This is a genomic window from Candidatus Micrarchaeia archaeon, from assembly GCA_041653315.1.
Lineage (GTDB): Archaea > Micrarchaeota > Micrarchaeia > Anstonellales > JAHKLY01 > JAHKLY01.
Genome location: JBAZFO010000071.1, coordinates 1 through 3,197 on the forward strand (window position 1 = coordinate 1; position 3,197 = coordinate 3,197).

4 protein-coding genes are annotated in these 3,197 nt (G+C 25.7%); 1 reads left to right on the plus strand and 3 read right to left on the minus strand.

The window, feature by feature from the left end; all coding sequences use genetic code 11:
- Positions 1-789 (minus strand): class I tRNA ligase family protein (locus WC356_07700; GenBank protein ID MFA5383026.1); only part of this gene is annotated, 789 nt, incomplete at its 3' end.
- Between the two features lie 61 nt (positions 790-850).
- On the minus strand, positions 851-1,927 hold the full coding sequence (locus WC356_07705) for a hypothetical protein (GenBank protein MFA5383027.1): 1,077 nt from the start codon (positions 1,925-1,927) through the stop codon (positions 851-853).
- A gap of 107 nt (positions 1,928-2,034) precedes the next feature.
- On the opposite strand from WC356_07705, the gene WC356_07710 reads away from it, so the two are divergent.
- Positions 2,035-2,598: a hypothetical protein gene (locus tag WC356_07710; protein ID MFA5383028.1), complete on the plus strand. Its 564-nt coding sequence runs from the start codon at positions 2,035-2,037 to the stop codon at positions 2,596-2,598.
- Between the two features lies 1 nt (position 2,599).
- Here WC356_07710 and WC356_07715 read toward each other — a convergent pair.
- On the minus strand, positions 2,600-3,197 hold a 598-nt coding region (locus tag WC356_07715), incomplete at its 5' end, for an FAD-dependent oxidoreductase (protein ID MFA5383029.1).

The window sequence follows — 3,197 nt, forward strand, 5'->3', positions numbered from 1 at the left end:
AACCATAACTACTCCAGTTCCAAAATTTTTATCTACATCTTTATCTGGAATAAATTTTACTTTTTTACCAAAAGGAGTTTCAATTTCTTCATTTGCATATTTTGAATATCTTTTATCTTCTGGATGAAACAAAACTGCAACACATGCATGCAACATTTCAGGTCTAGTAGTTGCAACTAAAACATCATCTCCTTTACATTTGAATTTAAGATAATTCAAAGTTGTTGTTCTTTCAATATCATTTGTTTCTGCTTTTGCAATAGCTGAACCGCATCTTGGACACCAATGAATTGGGTGTTCCGCATTATATAAATCTCCCAATTCATACATATTTAAAAGAGATAATTGAACTTTTTTATGGTATTCTGGAGAAATTGTTTTATATTCATATCTCCAATCTGGAGAAAATCCTACTGAAATCATTTGTTTTTTCATTTTTTCAATCATTTCATTTGTCCATTCATGTGCATGCTGTAAAAATTCTTCCCTATTTTTTATCCCATATTTTTTTTCAATTTTAACTTCTGTTGGAAAACCTTGACAATCCCAACCTTGTGGATAATATACATTATATCCTTTCATTCTTTTATACCTTGCAATAAAATCAAAATAAGCATAACTTAAAATATGGCCCATATGAAGTTTTCCACTTGTAAATGGGGGTGGAGTATCCATAGAATAAATTGGTTTTTTTGATTCTTTACTTTCATCAAAATTGTAAACTTTATATTTTTCCCATTCTCTTTGCCACTTTTCTTCAATTTCTTTTGAATATTTATCATCAAACATATTAATCACATTTTATTTAATAATTATATATTCAAGAAGTTTTTAAAGTATTTGTTAGTATTTAACCAAATATTTCTAAACCTTTATTTTCCATTTTCATTATAGTATCTAATATTCTTCTCATCAAAGCCAATGTACTATCTTTATCTCCATTTTCATTAAATAAAAACCCAATATCATTTGGTACTGCATTAATTATTTCAAAACTTAATTTAAATAAACAATCATATTCTTCATAAGAAATAAGCATATTTTTTAACCCAGTAACTTGCCCCTCACAAAATACCTTTTTAAAAATAGTTTTATCAATTTTATTAGTTAAAACAAATCTTGAATAAATATATTTAAATCTAGTTAAAATATTTTTTAATTTTAAATTATACTCTTTAGTTCCAAAAAATTTAGTATTTTCTGAGCGTATATCCAATTTTAAAAAATCACTTGTAGTTAAAAAACCAGTATCACTAGTTAAATCATGAGTATACTTGGGTAATTGGGCATTTGAATTATCTAAAGAACTACTGAAATTAATTAAAGAATTATCATCTTCATTTAAAGAATTATCATCTTCATTTAAAGGATTAGTAAATTTGGTTAAAGTAATTCCATTAGTATCTAAGGGTATTTCATCAATTGGTGAAGATTTAATATTATTATCAATTAATGGAGAAACAATTTCTTTTATAACAAACTTTTCTTTTAAAATATCTACTATTACTCTATTATAAACACCCGCACTTATTGCTTGATGCATCTCTTCAATAATTTTTGATGAATTTTTAACAAAATTTTCACATTTACTTAAATCAGTTAAATTTATTAAAAAACTTTCTGAAGGTATTTCTAAATTACTTGGAATTTGTGTTTTATTTAATATTGAAAATAAAATCATCAGTTCATTATAATGAATCTTCTCTTCGTTTTGTGTTATGCCATACACATAATTTATCAAATTTGGTATTAGATACTCTTTTAATATTTCTATTGGTATTCTATTTCTTGTTTTTTCTTGCAAAACTTTTTCTAATAAATCAAAGGCAACTTTAGTTTCTTTGATTTTCATCTCTATATTAGATCCTCTAAAAAAAGGACTAATATTTGTAATTAACCTCATTTTACTTTTTGTTTTTTGTATCATATAAATCACTTAGTGTAAGAATATGTATTTTTGAGTTTATAAACGTATCCCAAACAAGATAAAAAGATTTTTAAATAATCTTTGTTTTAATTATTTGGTGATATTATATGAAAAAGATATACGGAATATTTGCATTTGCTGTATTTCTAATGTTATTTGGATGCACTCTTTTTGAAGATGCTTCAAAGGATTTAGAAAATAAAGCAAATACTAAAATACAAGATGAAACTGATAAAAATATAGAAACAAATGATGAAAAATTAGAATGTGAAAATAGATATTGGTTCGATGATGATTCTACTGAATGCGGATATAAAGAATTCTGTGGAATGTATATGTATCAAAGTTTAAGAACTTTTGATAATTTAGAAGATTGCGAAGAAGAATTAGCAGAAATTTTATCTGAAACTGAAGAAATCGGAGAAACATCTGAAGACTGTTTAGATATGGATGATGAAGAAAAATGGGATTGTTTAATTGAAAAAGCAGAAGAAGATAAAAATATGGCTATGTGTAATCAAATAACTATCAAAGATAAAAGAAGCACATGTATTAAAACAGTAGCACATATTCTTCATGATGTAAGTGTATGCGATGTGTTAACAGATAATGATGATAGATTATTCTGCCAAGTACATTCAAGTGCACAAACAACAGGGGGAATGATTTAAACTATAATTTATCTTGTTTTCCTTTTATTTCTTTTTCTCTTTTATTTATTTCTTTTGCAGTTATCAAACCAGTAAATGCAGCTCCATTTATCCCTCTTGAAACTCCTGCTCCATCACCGCATAAAAATAGATTTTTAATTTCTGATTCCATATTATTATTTACTGCTAGTCTTAATGAATAAAATTTTATTTCAGGAGCATATATTAAAGTAGAATCAGAATCAACACCAGGAATAACTTTTGCTAATTTTTCTAAACCTTCTTTTATATTTTCAACAATTCTTGATGGCAATGCCATTGAAATATCTCCAGGAGTAATTTCTGTTAATGTAGGCACAACATAACTTTTTTTTATTCTATCCCAATTAGATCTTCTTCCTCTTTTTAAATCTTTTAATCTTTGTACTATTGGTTTTCCTCCACCAATTTGTGTTGCTAATTCTGCAATTTTTTCTCCATACGAAATTGTGTCTTCAACAGGTTCTGTTAAATTAATTCTTACTAAAAATGCAAAATTTGTATTTTTAGATTTTTTAGTTTTCATTGCATGCCCATTAACACAAACAAATTTACCATAATTTTCCAAAGATACAAAACCA

Coding starts and splice junctions, on each gene's coding strand:
- WC356_07710 (MFA5383028.1), top strand. CDS start 2,035: ATGAAAAAGATATACGGAATATTTGCATTTGCTGTATTTCTAATGTTA.
- WC356_07705 (MFA5383027.1), bottom strand. CDS start 1,927: ATGATACAAAAAACAAAAAGTAAAATGAGGTTAATTACAAATATTAGT.